Below are 15,148 nucleotides of genomic sequence, written 5' to 3'. Positions count from 1 at the left end.
GCGGATCAGTGGAAGGCGACCGTCACCAAGATGCGTGAGGTGTATAAGGCGCCAGTGGCCGAGAAGGACGTCGATGCGATCGTTGCTTATCTCACCGCTATGCCGAGCCAGAAGGTGGCACCCGCGATCGGCAAGGCGCAGGACCCGGACCCCAAAGTGGCTCCTGATGTCTCAGGTGGAACCGGCTAACCGATCTACTTCCATAATCCCGAAATACCATCGTTTTTGAGACGCTGGCAGGCGTAGCTCCGGGTCATCCTGTTTGCTGGCGGACATACTCGCCGAGGCCGCGCGCGACGAGTTCGTCGTTGGAGAGGCGAGGGCCTCGCTTCAGGCGCTGATTGCCGAGTTTGCGGCGGTCCAGCTTCGGCCCGGGTAGTACGGGCGAGGGGGCCTTGAACACCCCGCCGGGCTGAGCGGTACGCGCCGGTTCCTTGTTGTTGCGCCTCGCGTGGTGCGGCTGCACCTGCTGAATGGCGTGGGCGAGCGCCAAGGCAGCGTCGAGGTGCTTGTTGTCGACTACCGGCGCCTGGTTCACCCGGCGCATCTTGTCGAAGATCCGATAGGGCAGGGCCTCACCCTCGTGCTGGATCTCAAGCCTTCCGTCCGGGTACTCGCACACGTCGACCTTCTTGCGCGCAAGCCCCTGTGCGACCGGGGTCGGCTCCAGGATGAACATCGCCTTGTTGTAGTGCAGGGTGAGGGCGCCGGTGACGGTGCGCTGCTCGCGCCAGACCATCTCGGCTTCGAGGTTCTCGTGGATGGCGAGCGGCCGATGCAGATCGCGCGGATCGAAGGGCGCCTTGGCGAACCGTCGATTGTGCTGCGCCATATAGGAGGGGAGGAAGGCGCTGGCTTGGTCGATGGTGTTGATGCGATGAAGCCGCATGGCCTTTACGAGCCGGTCCTGCAGCGTCGCGTTGGCCCGCTCTACACGCCCCTTCGCCTGCGGTGAGTTCGCGCAGATCAGGTCGATGTTCAGCCGGTCGAGCGCGCGTCCGAGATGGGTCATCCCGTCGCCATTCGCCGAGGCCGTGTTGTTGCGGAACGCACTGTGCTTGTCCGTGTAGAAGGCGACCGGCTTGCCGTGCCGCTCGAGGTACGTCCGCGTCGCGCGCATGTAGGAGAAGGTGCTTTCGCTCTCGACCATCTCGAGGTGCATCAGCTCGCTCGTGGCGTCGTCGATGAACACCAGCAGCGTGCATTGCGGGCCGCGGTCCTCGAACCACCAGTGTCTCGAGCCGTCGACCTGGACCAGTTCGCCGCGACAGTCGCGCCGGTAGCGGGGCTGATACGGGCGAGGGCGCCTGGCGGCACGGTCCTTCCAAAGGCCGGCTTCCATCATGATCTGCCGCAGCGTCTCGCACGACAGGCCAAGGCCATGGCGCTCGGCAAGGTACTCGCGCGCGAGCGTCGGCCCGAAGTCGGCATAGTTTTCTCGCACCAGCGCGACCACCTGGGCGCGGAAGGCATCACTGTAGCGCCGGTTGCTTGGCCGCCCGCGCTTGCGCGACACGAGGCCCGCAGCGCCTTCCTGTCGAAGGCGGTAGAGCAGCCGGTAGATTTGCCGCCGTTGGAGGCCCAGCAGCTCCATCGCGTCCACGATCCGGATCTCGCCGCGGTCGAGCCGCATCAGCGTGTCGAAGCGGGTGATCTCAGCAGCACTCATTGCCAGCACCGTCATACCATGCGCGTCCTCGTTGCCGAGAACGGCTATGACACCGGCGACGCGCTGACAGCACCGGCAGTGCCGTTTCTATCTAGCGGAGTGGTGTCATTTGTACTTAGCGCTTACACTACGCCGGATCGATAATAATGCTTATGTTAAATAGAGGACGTGTCTTATGACCTTCGAGACAGCGCTCTATAGCATGACGATGCTTGTGACATCAATCAACCTGGTCGCGGCACTCGGTCTGACGTTCATTCGGGCGCGCACGCTCCATCACCTTATTTTCGGTGTCGTGCCCGCGCTCGGCTCGTTTGCCTTTGCGCTCGCGTCATTGCTGCTGGATGACGAGATGCAAGCCGGCGTGGCTCAGGTCATCGCCCTGGTACTGCTGGGTGTATCAGCGACCTTGGCGCGCAAGCTCCCGCCGAGGACCGACCTCTACGACAATAAGCGCTGAAACGAAAACAGGGCCGAAGCCGATAGCAGCGGCCCCGACCCCGTCATCCAAAGGATCCTCCGTCGAAACGGTGGATGGACTGGAAGAACGCAGGCGCGTCGAATCCGGTCCGCTCCCTTTGCTATACCGATCCGGCTCAACAATCCATGAACGCCGGCGCACGCCCGCGTCCCATCGTCGCACCACCAAGGATTACGCCATGAGCATCATCGCACCCGCAGCGCGTACGCTTGCCTCGTTCGACAATGCCTATGCCGTGGCTGTGCAGCTGCGCGAGGCGACAGGCGTCGATCAGTTCGTGGTGCGCACCGGCAACCCGGTCCAGCCGTTCCGCGTCTCGCGTCGCCGGCCGCAGGCGCCTGAGACGATGCTCGCCCAGGTCGCCTGACGACCCACAATCAGTCAGCCGCGGAGACCCGAGCCATCAGCTGCGCCGCGGTCACGCCCTCGCATAGTGCCTCGTCGGTGACGTACCGGATCGCCAGCTTCTCCTCGCTGACGACGCGTGCCATGCGCGCGCGCCGGTAGGTCAGGCTCTTGAGCCACGCGAGGTCCTCGAGCGCGAGCTCGAGCGGCGTTGTGTCCAGCAGGTGCCAGATCCGCATCTGATACGGGCTCTGATCCTTGAGGATGTCCGCCAGGTCCTCGTATCCGCGACCCTGCTCGACGCCGTTGCTGAGATCCGTGGCCAGCGCGGCGAACGCCTCCTCGAGCTGGCACACCGACAGGTACGCCACGTCCAGGCCGATCCCGACCGTCGCGCCAGCCATGACCCGACGATCGACCGACAGCTCGCGATCGTTCAGCGCATCCTTCAGCGGCAGATCGTAATCATAGCCGCGCATCGCGTCCTTCAACTTCATGGCCGTCCTCCTGTGGCGCGCATTGAACATAACGTGAACGGGGTGCGCAAGTCTTTTTCTGCCCAGCTACGGCGCTAAAGCAGGCGCTGGAGAGTGCGTCAGTTTTCAAAAAACTGCTGGTGCCTAGCAGCTTCAAAGGCGCGGAGGATCGGTCAATGCTAAGGTCAGTGACGTGCCTTACTGCAGCTGCGATGCTGATCGCTCCGACGGGCAGGCCCGTCCCGCCGAATGGTGTCGCGCTTGCGTATTACAAGCAAGCGCTTGGGTTGATCAAGCAACACCATCGAAAAAGCAGTAAGGCCGACTGGGCGATGATCGAGCCACGCGCACGAGCTCTGCTAGCCGCAGCCAAGCAGCCGTCCGATACGTACAGGGCGATCAGATTTCTCCTAGCTAGCCTGAACGAGCCTCACTCGTTCTTAGCTGAGCCCGAGTCTTCATCGGGAGAAAAGCCCAACAGGCAAAGCGAGGCGACCGCGGGGCCGATGCCGACCGCGACGTTACCGATGTCAAGGCTGGTGGAAAATAAGTTTGGCTATCTATACCTTCCCGGACTCAACACATTAGGATCTGATGGGCCAGCGTTGGGGCTTCGATACTCCTCAACTCTCCGCACCGCTCTCCTCGATATGGACAAGCATAACCTCTGCGGCTTTATCGTAGATCTCAGAGGAAATAACGGCGGAAATATGTGGCCTATGCTGCAAGGGTTGGACCCGCTACTCGGCGGACCGCCGTTTGGCTATTTCGTACTTCCGGATCGAACCAAGCAAGAATGGACCCGTCGCGCGGGAAACATCGTCTACTCGGCTGTTTCAACTGGAGCAACGTCACCCACGTTTTCGCTTCGGCATGCGTCAGCTCCGCTGGCGGTCCTGATAGGGTCGCAGACAGCTAGTTCAGGCGAGATGGCGGCGATTGCCTTCATCGGCCGCGCGAATACCCGCATTTTCGGAAGCCCTTCAGCCGGCTTCACATCGGCGAATAAGGTCTATCGTCTATCCGATGGCGCTGCCCTCGCACTCACGGAGACGGCGGTGCAAGATCGGTTTGGGAAGGAATACGTTGGACCAATCGTGCCCGATGAGCAGGTTGATGGCTCCGATTTAGAGTCGGTTGTAAATAATTGGCTATCAAGCCAGTGCACAAAAGCGACTACCGGTGAAAACTCTAAGTGATATCAGCGGTGACATTCTCCACCACCGGCTTCGAGGTAAACGCTATCACCATTCTCTTGACCGCCGGCACGCTGATCGCACTGGCGATTGCCGTCTGGAACGCCGTCGTCGCTTTCCGACATGCCTCGCAGCCCCACGACTGGCGCGTCGACCGTAGCGGGCTGCCGCAGCCGGCGAACGGCAGTCAGCTGCTCATCCTCGGCGCCGCGGCCTCGATCTCGATGATTGTGCTGCTGCTAGCGCAGGCGCCCGCTAGCGGCCTCCTCGCGGTTCTGCTCGGTTGGTCGATCGCCTTCGCGGTGTTAGCCACGCGGAACCGGCGTCGATCGCAAGCCTGGTTCAACGGCCGCGACGGCTTCGGCCGATAGGCTCGCGGCGAGGCGCCTCACACCGGGACAAGGGTACGACTTATAATCGCGCGATAACGGGCCCTTGGGAGCGATCAGGGGGTTCAAGGATGATGGTCCCTTCCACTACCCCTTACGCGCTCGTTGTCGACGACGATCCGATCATCCTCATGGATGCCTCTGGCATCCTGGAAGACGCGGGGTTCCGGACACACGAAGCGAACGACGGTGACGCCGCGATCCTGATGCTGCCCGAATACGCCCATACTATCACCCTGCTCTTCTCCGACGTCGACATGCCGGGTGACACCGATGGCTTTGCCTTGGCGCGACACGTCGCCGAGCTCTACCCGTGGATCGAGATCGTGATCGCGAGCGGCCGCGTGAAGCCGGAGGACGGCGATCTGCCCGACAAGGCGACCTTCCTGAGCAAGCCTTTCTCCACGCCCATGGTCCACCAGCACCTTCGCGCCATACTGCCGGACGGCAAGAAGCCGGAGCCGCTACGGAACGCTGTCTGATCGGAGGCAACCCCGGTTGGCTTCGATGCCGAGTGCGGTATGTTCGTTTTGAACTCAACGGGAGCGACGATCATGGCCGAGCCTGACAGAGCACGTCTCGCTATCCCCGAGACCAGCCGCCGGGATCACCTCAAGTCCGTCATGAACCTCGTCGACACGGCCTACTGGTTCGCGGTCGTCGCCCTGCTCGTCTACGCAGACGTCGACCCGTGGGTATGGGGAGCGTCCGCCATTATCGTCGTCCCGATCTACGTCTTCGGCCTCGGCTATCTACGGGCGCGCCTCGGCGTGTTGCGGAGCAGCTGACCCATGCGGCGAGAGGCATTCGTCGGCATCGGGACGGGCCTCGCCTGTCTTTGCGCCGCTGCCGCTATGTGGTGCTTCTTCAACCTGGCGACGGTCTCCTTGAGCGAGCAGCGTGCCGCGCAGGTGCTGGCGCAAGCCGGCCCGAAGGGAGCCGCTGCTTATAGCGCCGCGTGGGCCGACGGCCGGCTCACCCGCAACGACATGCGCGAGTTGCGGGAGGAGGCTGGCCGCGACATCGACGCCTGGATCGCAGCGCCCCATCCACCGGGCGTTCGCTAAATCGCTGCGCACCGCGTCTTCGGCATCCTTACGTCACGTCAGGAACCCTGGAAGACCATCTTGATCGTCGCCGGCGCCCCATTCGTCAGCACCGCCAAGCGCTCGCGCACCGATACATCGTCCTCGCCGGGTAGACCCGCCATGGCCCAGTCGCCGAACGCCCGCTCCGCTTCCGCCGTGTCGCTCAGCACCTCGACCTGCGAGTGCCGGTTGTCATGTCGAATGCGCTCGAAAGTGGTCGCTACGCTCTCGGGCGGGCCTTCGAGCACCTGCGCGAACATGCCTTGCTTCGCCAGCAACAGGCCGCTGATCCCGTCGATGCCGTTGTTCGCGCGGCTCACCCGCAGGATGTCCACCAGGTCGTGATCGTTCGCGCGGCTGGTGTAGATGAGGCGGCGCAACGCGCCGGTGTCGTTCGAGGCCATGCGCCCTATTTAGGAGCTTCGCGGCTGATTTGGAGCAAGATTGACGGCAGTCGAGTTTCCCCGCTCTGCAGCCTGCGCTATCGATGATCGCAGGGAGAACGGCAGCATGGATCAGCACCGCAGACATCCCGGCCGAGATCCGGTGATCGACCTCGAGCGCCGCCTGCGAGGCATCACTGATCGCTACACCTGGAAGCGCACGTTCCTATTTGCTGCCCTGCTCGTCTGGCTCATGAGGTCCTACGGCAGCCTGGCCGACGACGTCGCCGGCCAATCCTACATCGGCGTCTGGCTACTGGCGGCGATCGGATGCTGGACCACGTCGGGTTGGCTCCTCGACCTCCCTCGCCTGCTCTTCCCCGACGTGCAGGCCTTCCAGCACCTGCGCCGGCCGGCGCCGCGGCAAAACCTGTCAGGTGAGGCATCATGAAAACAGCCGTAATCCTGACTGTCCCTGCGGTAGCCGCCGTGCTGATCGCCGGCGCTACATACGTCCACTCGATGAAAATCCTCCTGCGTAACCGTAGCCGTACGAGCAGATGATCGGCTTTTCATTCCTACACATCGGACTCAATCTGGCTCCTGGTGCCTTTCGACGCCTGCGAAGAGCAAATAACGGGTCTTGTCGGACTGAGAGGACGCTATGTTAGCTTTGATTGTCATTTTTTTCGCCGGTGTCTCTACCGCTGACGCACTCACGCCGGCAGTGGTTTGCGAAGTCGGCCGCGTTGCGCTTCGAGACCTCGCGATTCCTCACTCAAAATCGGGTGACACCTCCTACTATGTTGACGTTGACCCGACCCATCCGGGCCTGTTGACGTCCTGTCCTGAGCTTCGCGAGATGCTTCCTGCGGGGTATTCAGCCGCGGATAACGCGGCGTGGTCACGCGCCAATGTTCACGCTTCTGTACCCGGCAAGCCCATTCCACCTACGTTCATCTACAGCTTCGGCGTTCCCAAGGTTTCTGCCGATGGGAAGTCCGCAACTGTCGAATGGAGCTACACTTGCTCGGGCTTGTGCGGAGGAGGTCTCGTGTCGCGCTATGTTCGGACGTCGCAGGGCTGGCGCCTCGACGGCAAACCCCAGATGAAGTGGGTCTCTTAGGAGCTTAGCTCCAACGGCTTCACGCTTCAGCTCGCCATCTGAGTTGCAGGGCCACCCCGCCCGATGGGCGGGGCCGGGCTCTAGTCGGCTAAAGCCGACCGGAGCCCCGCTGAAGCGGGTCTCCGCCGCAAGCGGTCACGATCCCTTGTCCGGGTCCCGAGACGCCTCCACGGCGCTCCTGAGGCGTCTGACGCGGATGCGCGGCGCTGCCCCCTGCCCTCTCCTCACGCGGCCTATCCAGCTCGGCGGGCACCGCCGGCAGCCTGCGGCTGGGGAATCATGCGCTTGCGCGCATGATGATTGTTTGTTGGGCCAATGATCTCATCGCACCCTTCGCCGTCTCTCAGTGTCTCTGCGTGCCAGACCCGTCCGACGGGGTCGGCGTCAAAGGAGAATTGCCAGCAGAGCTGGCAATGCTTTTATTTGTTTGAAGACGCCTCAACAAGAATAACGGTTTCTACCGCTAAAGCGGCAGACACTCCGTGATTCGTGTTGACCCCGCCGGCCGTGCCTGCCTCTTGAGCCCCTGCGAGGACGGCTCCGGGTGCGATGAGATCACAGGCCGGGGCTACGCCCCCCAAACATCGTTCCTATTCATCTGAATTGCTCGCTACCGCGATCAATGCGTATTTGATTTGATTAGTTACGCTCCCTAGTCGGGAGCTATTTGTGCTCGGACTCACCAAGTACGATGACTAAGGCGTCAAGAAATCAATGCGCTTCAATGCCTGGAAGGGAGAGGGTAAAAGAAAGATGTCGGGAGGGGAAAGGCCCCAAGCCCAGACAACAGGGGGACAGGCCCCCGCCTAGATGGAGTAAGTGCTATGAACATCGGTCAGTTCGCCGTCGTCAAGGGTCAGCTTCTCGGCTCGATCGCTACCGCCACCATCGACCTGCCGCGCCTCGGCCTGCGCGCGACCAACAGCACCAACGAGCGCGCGCCCGCCTTCGAGATCATGGTGCTGAACGTCGCCAAGCGCTGGGTGCAGATCGGCGCGCTGTGGGAGCTCAAGAGCAACAGCACCGGCGAGGTCTTCTTTCAGGGCAAGCTCGACGACCCCAGCCTGAGCGAGCCGCTGCAGATCATGCTCTTTGGCAACATGGAGGAAGGTTACCGCGTCGTGTGGAACCGCCCCGAGCCGCGCCAGTCCAATCTGGACGGCAGCCGCAGCAACCGCCGCGCCGCCCGCACCACCAACGCCGACGACTTCGCGGGCAACGCGACTGACGATGGTCAGATCACCGACGAGCAGGTCAACGACCCGGATTACGTCCCGCAGATGTAACCACCACCGAGACGGGCGGGGAGAGGGGTGCAACCCTCCCCCAGCCCTAGCCGAAACCACCCTGCCAAAGGATTTGCAGCCATGACGAACGGCCCGACCTCCCGCCGCTTTACCAGCTTCGCCGCGATGGGCGAAGCCCTGAACCCCGCCGCCCGCAACGACACGCCCGATTGCAGCGCGCAGGACGACAGCGCCGAGCACGACCAGCGCGCGACCGACACGGCCGACGATGCCGCCGAGAGCCACGCCGAGGCGACCGCCACCACCAACTTTCAGGACGCGTTCGGCGACGTCGGCGCGCTGTCCATGGTGGAGTTGGGCGGCGAGCGGCAGGAATTGGACATGCCCGAGCCGATCGAGGCGCAGCACGATTGCGCGGCGATCATGGCAACCTTGTTCGACCTGTTCCGCGACACCCGCCTAGAGGCGAGCGCGCAGTCCATCGCGTGGGGCTTCGTCAATTCCTTCCACTACGAGGCGCAGAAGCTCGAGCGCGAGGAGGACCGGCTTTGCGCCGAGCTTTCCGACATGACGCGCCGCATGGACCCTTCCGAGATCTTTGCGGTGGAGATGGAGGAATTGCAGCTTCGCGCCCAGACCAAGACCGAGCAGCGCGCCGCCATCGAATGCATGCGCGACTATGCCGCCGACTGCTACCGCGCGCAGACCGGCCACCCTTGGTCCCCGGCGCGCGGCTCGAAGGTATCGAGCGGCGGAACGGCAAGCCAGATCGCCGCAATCGACTTCCTGAAAGCGCGCGCGACCGACCACCGCGAGAAGCGCAATCCCACCGGCCCGCTTGTCGTCTTCTCGGGCGGTCAGGAGTGGCACGACTGGCAACAGCTTTGGGCGAAACTCGACCAGATCAAGGCGCGCGTGCCCCACATGACGCTTTGCACCACCGCGCAGCGCAAAGGCGCCGACGCCATCGCCGCGTCATGGGCCGCGAGCCGCGACGTTACCCTGATCGCCTTCACCCCGAACACCGCCCGCTATGGCAAGCGCGCCGGGTTCGTTCGCAACGAGCAGCTGGCCAACCTCAACCCGGTTGAGGCGGTTGTCTGTCAGGGTTCCGGCCTTCAATCCAACCTGTTGCAGGTGCTGAAAGCCGCCCGCATCCCCACTCACGCTTTCCGGATCGACGGACAGGCCCCCGCCCCCGTCGCAACCCAGCGCGCCGCGTTCGGTTGACCGGCCCGGGCGGCGCGCTCCCCCTCGCGCCGCCCTCCCCTTTCCTTGGCAGGAAAACCCTCAGGCCAGCGTCGGGCGAGCCCCGGCGCTGGCCCCTTTTCGCCAGTGTCGCTTTGTGGGGGAAACCCTACTGGTTTCCCCCACGCCAGGTGATCGGCCGCGCGACGCCTTGGCGCGGCCCCGGCGGGCCGCACCTGGTCGCCGCGCGCCCGATCACCTTCCCCCTTCCGGTAAGGCGCTGCCGCAGGTTTGTGCGGCGTACCGACGAGCTTAACCACGCCGGCTAACCCGCGAGTAGCGTCCCGGCAGTAGAGGCGGATCGTTCACGACCGACCGAGGGGTGGCGGCCCGGCCTTTCGGCGACGCGATCCCAAGCACGCGCCCGGCCGCTTGGCGACCGCACCCCGCTGAAAGGGGTTTCGGGTCGGCCGTGAACAACCCTCCGGCCCCACCCCGCTCGCTCGCTTCGGTCCGGCCCTTCGGCCTGCCCTTGCTACGCCTCGACCGAGGAAGCGCCGGTGCGGGCATCGAGCCCGCCCCGGCGCTGCTGCCGCGGGGGAAAACTCTCTCTCAAGTCGTCCCAGTCTGTCGGTCGGGGCGGCGAGCCTCAAGGACGGCGGGGCCCCACCATTTTGCTACGCAAAATCGTGACCCCCACCGCCGCTAAAGCGGCCGCTTACGCGGTCCTTGACCCCCGCCGCCCCGACCGACGCGTGAGCATCGTCACAGAGACGAAGGAGGAACAGACATGCAGGTCACGTTGTTTCAGGCCCTGATTTCGGCTAATGTCGCCGAGGATGTGGCTGCTCGTGCAGTCGCCGCTGTCGAGGAACACATCGACATGAACGTCGGGTACGCCATCAAGCCACTGCAAGCCGAGATCGCAGCAATGCGCACCACTATGGATGCGCGGTTCGGATCAATGGAGGCCAAGCTGGAAGCAGGCCTCAAGGGCATGCAGACCTCGATCGACGGCCTCAAATGGTTCCTGATCCTGCAGGGCACCGCACTGGTCGGCATCGCCAGCTACGTGCAGCTGGTGAAGTAACTTAGCGGGGCCGCGAGGCTCCGCTACCTGCCTTCGAAAACAAGGGCTGCTCGGGCGACCGGGCGGCCCTTTTTGCTGCCCACTTGGCACCTGCCCCGGCCCGGCTCGCTCGCATCGTTCGGCCCCTCCGGGCCGCCCTCGCTACGCCTCGGCCGGGAAGCGCCAGGGCGGGCATCGAGCCCGCCCTGGCGCTGCTGGCGCGGCCTTAAGCGAAGGAGCCCCCGCGAATCCGCAGATAGCCGTCGCGCCCCGCCTAGCGGGCGGCACATCCTCGCCGGAGAGGAGGGAGAAAGAGAGACGCGGTTTCAACGAAGGAGGTCGAGATGACCATCACGTTCCGCGTCGACGACGGCCACAACATCCTGTCGCCCTCCCCTGCCGTCATCATGCCCGACCAGCTCGGCGCATTGCGCGATCTGCTCGGCCGCCACGTCGTGCGCAGCGGCGTCGCCATGGTGGTCCCGATCCACGGCGATCCGGCGTCCGGATCATTCGAGATCGAAGTTCGCGTCTGCCCGCTCGCGCTCGCGTCGATCGCACGCTGCTTCGACTGGGACCCGGCCGTCATCACCGTCGTCGACGAGGCGCAATTCCTTGGCCGCCGCGCGCGCATCTGGCAGTCCGAACCGGGCGGCGACATCAGGCTCGGTCTTGGCCTGAACCCCGACGCTGCGCCCGAGCTGGAGGTCGCCAATGGCAACGCCTATGCGATCCTCGCCAGCCTCGGTCTGGACGAGGAAAGCTGCGGTGCCGTGCCCATGTCGGAGGTCCGCCAGCGGCTCATGGATCCGCGCATCCGGCGACGCCTCGACGACGACCCGCACATGACCCGCTACGTCGAAGCGCTGACCACCATGGCGGCGCTGAAACCCGTCGACGGCGAGTATCATCTCGCATGGGCCTGACGGCCCCGCTCGACACTGACAGCGGCCACCGGGACGCCCAGCCTGACGGCTGGCGCGTCCCATTTTTTTGCCTGCAAATCTCAAGCCGGCTGCGCCTCGTTTCCGAGCGAAAAAAGAATGGCCGCACAGGGTAGCAGCCCCGTGCGGCCATCGCCGTGACCATCGGTCTCGAACCGGCTCAGGCTGTCGCCGTGAGCCGCTTCTCCACCTCGTCGACGCCCAGCGTCTTCACCGCCTTCATCAGCCCCTCAAGTCGATCGAGCGGAAGCTTCAGTAGCCCTGCCCTCTCGACCGTTCCGACAGCCGCCTCGCGGACCTTCGCCGCATGCGCCTGACGGCGCTCGGCGATCTTCCGCTCGTCGGCTTCGATCGCGGCCATTTCAGCGTCCAGTGACTTCGCCATAGTCTTGCCTTTCGGTCAGGCTCATCGGCTTCTGAACAACACCGTTATACCGGTCACGCTCACGATCTGGAAGCCACCTCGCAGCACTTGCGATCAACCTCGGAGACGACCCATGAAACAGCCTCGCCATCGCCTCAGCGACCCGGCGCGCAGCGCCCCTCATAACCAGCCATTCCGCCTCACGGCGGGGCAGATCCCGGCGGAGGACCGGGCCACGCCCGGGACCTCATCGAAGGACCTAGGGGGTCAAAGCAACACGGAGGATTCGGGACTACAGTAGTGCACACCCTACGCAAGCTTCGCTTGCCGTTTTTCCCAGTTTTCTGCGGTTTTTAGGGCTGTCGGAGGGCGATCCCATTCGACTACGTTTCCGATCCCAAACGATCCCACTGTGGAAATGGCGGAAAAGCGCCATTTCTGCGGGATCGAACGGGATCGGTTTTTCCTGTTTGACCCACGTAGGACTTGCCAGGACACCCCAAGATCTCGTATGACGACCGGGCCTAAGAGCTCACCAGCCTCCCTGCTAGGAGGTTGGATTGAAGCGCCCTTTCATACAACGAACCCTTCGGTTCGATCCGCAGCAGTTTGCACGGCTGGAGGAGCTTGCTGAGCAGCAAGGGCGCTCAGTCTCAGACATGTTGCGCCTCGCAATTGCGCAGTACATCTCAGGTCAGCAACTCCTGTCTGCGAGCGATCTGCGACACCTCCGGGTAGCGGAATATACGCAGGTCGCGCTCGACGCGATCATCCGGGAAGAACACCCGGAGTTGCGCGATACGCTGGTGCTCGAGACGGACCGCCGCATGGAGCGATACCATGGCGCGCGATGACCCCAAGAGCGTGCGGCGCGACATCCGCAACAACCGCCTGGCGATCCCGCAGGAGCACCATTCCTCGCGCGGCGACACGCCCCGCAACTCGGGCAATTTCACCCGCGGGTCGCAGCTCCTGAACACCCAGGTGCTGATGTGGCTGCAGGGGGCCAAGCTGCCGGTCCTGATGTGGCTCGGCGTGTTCGCCCTCGCCTACGTCATCATCCTGTCCATCACCCTCGACGAGAACAACGTGCAGCTCATCTGCATGCGGATCCTCTCGGGCCTCTGGAACTGGGTCGCGCTCGACAATCTGAAACAGGTCGACTTGCGCATGCCGGACAACAGCCTGCACCGCACGATCATGGGCTACGTGCCCTACGTTCCGGAGGTCGCCCGCGCGTGGGACAAGGCGGTCCGAGGGGTGCTCGGATCGATGATGATTGCCACCTGCGTGACGGTGCCGCTGGCCATCTGGTTCGTCGACTTCTCCAAGCGCCGCGGCAAGGCGATGATCCAGGAGCGCCACGAGCGCGGTGCCATGCTGGTCGAGCGCAACCTACTCTACGCCGAGATCGTCCAGCACAATAAAATCGAGTTCGTGAAAGAGGCTCAGACCCTCTTCCCGGGTAAGACCGCGAAGGAGGTGCTGAAGCTGCCGTTCGGGGCGCGGAAAGCCGGCGGCATCCACCACCCCTATTACATCGCCGGCATCCCCTACCCGCATCGCCTCGAGCAGTCCCATACGATGCTGCTCGGCACCACCGGCTCGGGCAAAACCACGGCGCTGCGCAAGCACATCCAGCAGATGCGCGAGCGCCAGGACAGCGCCGTCGTCTTCGACCTGACGGGGGCCTATGTGGAGGCCTTCTACGACCCCGAGCGCGACACGATCCTGAACCCGCTCGACACGCGCTGCCCGGCCTGGTCGATCTTCAACGACTGCAGCACGTACAGCGAGTTTACCGCCGCGGCCGCCGCCCTGATCCCGTCGGATGGCGGGGCGGCTGAGCCCTTCTGGGCGCTCGCCGCGCGCACCCTGTTCATCGAGATGTGCATGAAGCTCATCGACAAGAACATGATGTCTAACCAGGCGCTGGCCGACAACCTCATGACGGCCGACCTGAAGCAGGTCCACAAGCACCTCGCCAAGACCATCGCGGACCCCATCACGGCGCCGGAAGCGGCCAAGATGGCAGAGTCCATCCGAGCCGTTTTCAACACCAACGCGCAGGTGCTGCGCTTCCTCCCCGACACCGGTCCGAGCTACTCGATCAGGGGATGGATGACCGGCGAGAAAAAGCCCGGCTCGATCCTCTTCATCACCTCCAACTACACCGACCTCGAGATGAACCGGGCGCTGCTGACGCTGTGGTCCAACCTCGCGATCCACTCGCTCATGACGATGGCGAAAACCCGGTCGCTCAGGACCTGGTTCATGTTTGACGAGCTGGGCGCGCTGCACCGCCTGCCGGCGATCGAAAGCGGCCTGCAGACCGCGCGAAACTACGGCGGGGCGATGATCCTCGGTCTGCACTCGTTCGACAAGCTCGTTCAGGTCTACGGCGAGGAAAACGCGCGCAACCTGTCGTCACTCGCGCGCACCAAGCTGATCCTCGCCGCAGCCGACCTCGACACTGCCGAGCAGTGCGCACGATACATCGGGAACCGCGAGATCCGGCAGATGGATGAGGGGTATAGCTACGGCTACAACAGCACCCGAGACGCCTCGACCCTGACGCCCCGCAAGCAGATCGAGCCGCTCGTCATTCCCGACGACATCACGAACCTGCCGTCGATGCACGGCTTCATCAAATTTCCCGACGGTTTTCCCGCCGCGCGCATTCAGCTCGAGTGGGAGCATTATCCCAAGGTCGCCGAGGGCTTCGTGCCCCGCAAACCGGACAAGCCGGACGACGCCGGGTCGAGTGTGCGCGGATGTGGAGGCAAGCCGAAAGGTGGTGACGACGACGGCGGGCGTGGGGAGTCGCTGGCGCTGACGGAGGACGAGGTGACGCCCGCGAACGAGGCGAACAACCTCGCCGCCAGCATCCTCTCACAGCCGACCGAGGGCGAGCTGGACCGGTCCAACGACGGCCTGTCGCTCGATGCCACAGCGCGGGGTAGCAGTGACACCCGTGCCGCATCTTCGAGCGAGCGTTCCAGCGAAGATGATCGCGACGAGCGGGCGCAGTCGATGAACGGCCAGAGCGTCACGCCGCAGCCCGAACATCGTGACCGCGGCGACCGCCTGTCGATGGACGAGCGCTCCGAGGATCTGTCGATCCGGGAGGCACGCGACGCCTTCCCCGATGAGATCGACGACGGCCTGGGCATGGGCGACTGA

18 protein-coding genes and 1 pseudogene are annotated in these 15,148 nt (G+C 64.0%); 15 read left to right on the top strand and 4 right to left on the bottom strand.

Annotated features, from left to right (window positions below; genetic code table 11):
• A pseudogene (locus tag KZ820_RS17875) lies at window positions 1-189 on the top strand (hypothetical protein); the annotation flags it as partial.
• Window positions 190-253: 64 nt separating this feature from the next.
• Here the strand turns inward: KZ820_RS17875 and KZ820_RS17870 are convergent.
• Window positions 254-1,684: an ISNCY family transposase gene (locus KZ820_RS17870; RefSeq protein ID WP_219750211.1), complete on the bottom strand. Its 1,431-nt coding sequence runs from the start codon at window positions 1,682-1,684 to the stop codon at window positions 254-256.
• A gap of 160 nt (window positions 1,685-1,844) precedes the next feature.
• On the opposite strand from KZ820_RS17870, the gene KZ820_RS17865 reads away from it, so the two are divergent.
• Window positions 1,845-2,129, top strand: coding sequence for a hypothetical protein (locus tag KZ820_RS17865; RefSeq protein WP_219750209.1), 285 nt, complete (start codon window positions 1,845-1,847; stop codon window positions 2,127-2,129).
• 199 nt (window positions 2,130-2,328) lie between these two features.
• The gene (locus tag KZ820_RS17860) at window positions 2,329-2,517 is read left to right on the top strand and encodes a hypothetical protein (protein ID WP_183945651.1); all 189 of its coding nucleotides are present in this window, start codon (window positions 2,329-2,331) and stop codon (window positions 2,515-2,517) included.
• A gap of 10 nt (window positions 2,518-2,527) precedes the next feature.
• Here the strand turns inward: KZ820_RS17860 and KZ820_RS17855 are convergent, their stop codons facing one another.
• Window positions 2,528-2,974 (bottom strand): hypothetical protein, encoded by a 447-nt coding sequence (locus KZ820_RS17855; RefSeq protein WP_219750207.1) that lies wholly within the window; start codon window positions 2,972-2,974, stop codon window positions 2,528-2,530.
• A gap of 209 nt (window positions 2,975-3,183) precedes the next feature.
• On the opposite strand from KZ820_RS17855, the gene KZ820_RS17850 reads away from it, so the two are divergent.
• The 5 genes from KZ820_RS17850 to KZ820_RS17830 all read left to right on the top strand — a co-directional run bounded on the left by KZ820_RS17850 (window position 3,184) and on the right by KZ820_RS17830 (window position 5,623).
• Window positions 3,184-4,170 (top strand): S41 family peptidase, encoded by a 987-nt coding sequence (locus KZ820_RS17850; RefSeq protein ID WP_219750205.1) that lies wholly within the window; start codon window positions 3,184-3,186, stop codon window positions 4,168-4,170.
• A gap of 8 nt (window positions 4,171-4,178) precedes the next feature.
• The gene (locus KZ820_RS17845) at window positions 4,179-4,538 is read left to right on the top strand and encodes a hypothetical protein (RefSeq protein ID WP_219750203.1); all 360 of its coding nucleotides are present in this window, start codon (window positions 4,179-4,181) and stop codon (window positions 4,536-4,538) included.
• A gap of 89 nt (window positions 4,539-4,627) precedes the next feature.
• Complete coding sequence (locus KZ820_RS17840; protein ID WP_258048309.1) at window positions 4,628-5,038, top strand: response regulator; 411 nt, start codon at window positions 4,628-4,630, stop codon at window positions 5,036-5,038.
• A gap of 72 nt (window positions 5,039-5,110) precedes the next feature.
• Window positions 5,111-5,344: a hypothetical protein gene (locus tag KZ820_RS17835; RefSeq protein ID WP_219750201.1), complete on the top strand. Its 234-nt coding sequence runs from the start codon at window positions 5,111-5,113 to the stop codon at window positions 5,342-5,344.
• A 3-nt stretch (window positions 5,345-5,347) separates the two neighbouring features.
• Window positions 5,348-5,623, top strand: coding sequence for a hypothetical protein (locus tag KZ820_RS17830; protein WP_219750199.1), 276 nt, complete (start codon window positions 5,348-5,350; stop codon window positions 5,621-5,623).
• A gap of 38 nt (window positions 5,624-5,661) precedes the next feature.
• On the opposite strand, the gene KZ820_RS17825 is transcribed toward KZ820_RS17830, so the two are convergent.
• A complete protein-coding gene (locus KZ820_RS17825; protein WP_219750197.1) occupies window positions 5,662-6,048 on the bottom strand; it encodes a BLUF domain-containing protein in 387 nt (128 codons plus the stop codon).
• A gap of 106 nt (window positions 6,049-6,154) precedes the next feature.
• Here KZ820_RS17825 and KZ820_RS17820 point away from each other — a divergent pair, with 106 nt between their 5' ends.
• From KZ820_RS17820 to KZ820_RS17800, 5 genes are all read left to right on the top strand, one after another.
• Window positions 6,155-6,478: a hypothetical protein gene (locus KZ820_RS17820; RefSeq protein ID WP_219750195.1), complete on the top strand. Its 324-nt coding sequence runs from the start codon at window positions 6,155-6,157 to the stop codon at window positions 6,476-6,478.
• Between the two features lie 1,499 nt (window positions 6,479-7,977).
• Window positions 7,978-8,439 carry a DUF736 domain-containing protein gene (locus KZ820_RS17815; protein ID WP_183945666.1) on the top strand — a complete coding sequence of 154 codons (462 nt, stop codon included), beginning with the start codon at window positions 7,978-7,980 and terminating at the stop codon, window positions 8,437-8,439.
• 81 nt (window positions 8,440-8,520) lie between these two features.
• Window positions 8,521-9,630: a DUF2493 domain-containing protein gene (locus KZ820_RS17810; RefSeq protein WP_219750193.1), complete on the top strand. Its 1,110-nt coding sequence runs from the start codon at window positions 8,521-8,523 to the stop codon at window positions 9,628-9,630.
• Window positions 9,631-10,378: 748 nt separating this feature from the next.
• On the top strand, window positions 10,379-10,678 hold the full coding sequence (locus tag KZ820_RS17805; protein WP_219750190.1) for a hypothetical protein: 300 nt from the start codon (window positions 10,379-10,381) through the stop codon (window positions 10,676-10,678).
• 323 nt (window positions 10,679-11,001) lie between these two features.
• Window positions 11,002-11,583 (top strand): hypothetical protein, encoded by a 582-nt coding sequence (locus KZ820_RS17800; RefSeq protein ID WP_219750188.1) that lies wholly within the window; start codon window positions 11,002-11,004, stop codon window positions 11,581-11,583.
• Window positions 11,584-11,761: 178 nt separating this feature from the next.
• On the opposite strand, the gene KZ820_RS17795 is transcribed toward KZ820_RS17800, so the two are convergent.
• Entirely contained in the window at window positions 11,762-11,986 is a 225-nt protein-coding gene (locus KZ820_RS17795; protein WP_219750186.1) for a hypothetical protein, read from the bottom strand.
• Between the two features lie 539 nt (window positions 11,987-12,525).
• Between KZ820_RS17795 and KZ820_RS17790 the strand changes: the two genes are divergently transcribed.
• Window positions 12,526-12,819, top strand: coding sequence for a ribbon-helix-helix domain-containing protein (locus KZ820_RS17790; protein ID WP_219750184.1), 294 nt, complete (start codon window positions 12,526-12,528; stop codon window positions 12,817-12,819).
• Window positions 12,806-15,148 (top strand): type IV secretion system DNA-binding domain-containing protein, encoded by a 2,343-nt coding sequence (locus KZ820_RS17785; RefSeq protein ID WP_219750182.1) that lies wholly within the window; start codon window positions 12,806-12,808, stop codon window positions 15,146-15,148. The genes KZ820_RS17790 and KZ820_RS17785 overlap by 14 nt, the downstream gene beginning before the upstream one ends.

This window comes from Sphingomonas citri (genome assembly GCF_019429485.1).
Classification (GTDB): domain Bacteria; phylum Pseudomonadota; class Alphaproteobacteria; order Sphingomonadales; family Sphingomonadaceae; genus Sphingomonas; species Sphingomonas citri.
The sequence above is the reverse complement of the archived record's forward strand: the minus strand, read 5'-3'. Positions and strand labels throughout refer to the sequence as shown.

Bases quoted from the DNA above. Each gene is read 5' to 3' on its own strand.
- KZ820_RS17835 (WP_219750201.1), top strand. From the start codon at position 5,111: ATGGCCGAGCCTGACAGAGCACGTCTCGCTATCCCCGAGACCAGCCGC.
- KZ820_RS17820 (WP_219750195.1), top strand. From the start codon at position 6,155: ATGGATCAGCACCGCAGACATCCCGGCCGAGATCCGGTGATCGACCTC.
- KZ820_RS17800 (WP_219750188.1), top strand. From the start codon at position 11,002: ATGACCATCACGTTCCGCGTCGACGACGGCCACAACATCCTGTCGCCC.
- KZ820_RS17860 (WP_183945651.1), top strand. From the start codon at position 2,329: ATGAGCATCATCGCACCCGCAGCGCGTACGCTTGCCTCGTTCGACAAT.
- KZ820_RS17855 (WP_219750207.1), bottom strand. From the start codon at position 2,974: ATGCGCGGCTATGATTACGATCTGCCGCTGAAGGATGCGCTGAACGAT.
- KZ820_RS17785 (WP_219750182.1), top strand. From the start codon at position 12,806: ATGGCGCGCGATGACCCCAAGAGCGTGCGGCGCGACATCCGCAACAAC.
- KZ820_RS17870 (WP_219750211.1), bottom strand. From the start codon at position 1,684: ATGACGGTGCTGGCAATGAGTGCTGCTGAGATCACCCGCTTCGACACG.
- KZ820_RS17815 (WP_183945666.1), top strand. From the start codon at position 7,978: ATGAACATCGGTCAGTTCGCCGTCGTCAAGGGTCAGCTTCTCGGCTCG.
- KZ820_RS17865 (WP_219750209.1), top strand. From the start codon at position 1,845: ATGACCTTCGAGACAGCGCTCTATAGCATGACGATGCTTGTGACATCA.
- KZ820_RS17810 (WP_219750193.1), top strand. From the start codon at position 8,521: ATGACGAACGGCCCGACCTCCCGCCGCTTTACCAGCTTCGCCGCGATG.
- KZ820_RS17830 (WP_219750199.1), top strand. From the start codon at position 5,348: ATGCGGCGAGAGGCATTCGTCGGCATCGGGACGGGCCTCGCCTGTCTT.
- KZ820_RS17825 (WP_219750197.1), bottom strand. From the start codon at position 6,048: ATGGCCTCGAACGACACCGGCGCGTTGCGCCGCCTCATCTACACCAGC.
- KZ820_RS17850 (WP_219750205.1), top strand. From the start codon at position 3,184: ATGCTGATCGCTCCGACGGGCAGGCCCGTCCCGCCGAATGGTGTCGCG.
- KZ820_RS17795 (WP_219750186.1), bottom strand. From the start codon at position 11,986: ATGGCGAAGTCACTGGACGCTGAAATGGCCGCGATCGAAGCCGACGAG.
- KZ820_RS17805 (WP_219750190.1), top strand. From the start codon at position 10,379: ATGCAGGTCACGTTGTTTCAGGCCCTGATTTCGGCTAATGTCGCCGAG.
- KZ820_RS17840 (WP_258048309.1), top strand. From the start codon at position 4,628: ATGATGGTCCCTTCCACTACCCCTTACGCGCTCGTTGTCGACGACGAT.